The organism is Rhizobacter sp. P2_H2 (assembly GCF_056403375.1).
Genome location: NZ_JBFUFP010001530.1, coordinates 1 through 952, shown reverse-complemented (window position 1 = coordinate 952; position 952 = coordinate 1). Strand labels below are relative to the sequence as shown.

The 952-nt window shown below is 74.8% G+C and carries 1 protein-coding gene; it reads left to right on the top strand.

Translation table 11 applies throughout. The features are described 5' to 3' along the window. Nucleotides 1-173: 173 nt before the first annotated feature. Nucleotides 174-952, top strand: a 779-nt coding sequence (locus tag AC1D15_RS34510; RefSeq protein WP_477829618.1) for a DUF1501 domain-containing protein, incomplete at its 3' end; no start/stop codon positions are given.

Genomic DNA, 952 nt, shown 5'->3' with positions numbered 1-952 from the left:
GCTCGGCGCCCATGCCGACCGCGAGCCGGATGCCGCTACCAGGGCGCGCATCGAAATGGCCGTGCTGGCCGCGCCGCCCGTCAATCCGCTGCCGGCCGGCACGGTCGGGCTGTCGATGCTGCGGGCGTTGAGCCTGGACCCTGCGTTTCAACTGAAGTGACCCGGAGGCCGCGATGCGATCCACCCGTCGAGAATTCATGCGCCTGTCCAGCGCCGCCGTCGCCTGCAGCGGCCTCGTGCTGCCGGGTATTCCGTCCGCTGCGTGGGCCCAGGGCACGAACGGCCTGCAGGCCGCAGCCTCGGCCGCCGACCGCGTGCTGGTGCTGGTCGAGCTGAAGGGCGGCAACGACGGCCTGAACACCGTCGTGCCGTATGCCGATCCCGCGTACGCAGCGCTGCGGCCGACGCTCGCGCTGCCGCCCGCCGACCTGCTGCGGCTCGACGCCAGCCTCGGCCTGCACCCGTCGCTCGCGCCGCTGATCCCGCTGTGGGAGAAGCACGAGCTCGCGCTGCTGCTCGGCCTCGGCTACCCGCAGCCCAACCTGTCGCACTTCCGCTCGATCGAGATCTGGGACACCGCATCGGCGGCGCGCGAGTACCTCGACGAAGGCTGGGTGGCGCGCGCCTTCGATGCCGGGCTGCGCGGGCGTGGCCGCTTCACCGCCGAAGGCGTGGCCGTCGGCACCGCCGGGCTGGGCGCGCTGAGCGGCGCGCGCGCCGTCTCGCTGACCAGCGCCGAGGCCTTCGTCAACGAATCGCGCCTCGCGCGGCCGGCGGCGGTGCAGGGCAATGCGGCGCTCGCGCATGTGCTGAAGGTCGAGGCCGGCGTGCTGCAGGCGGCCGACGGCCTGCGCAACCCCGGCGCGCCGGCGCTGCGCACCGAGTTCCCGGCGCACGGCCTCGGCCAGGCGGTGCGCGCCTGCTGCACGATCGTCGCCGGCCAGGCCGGGCG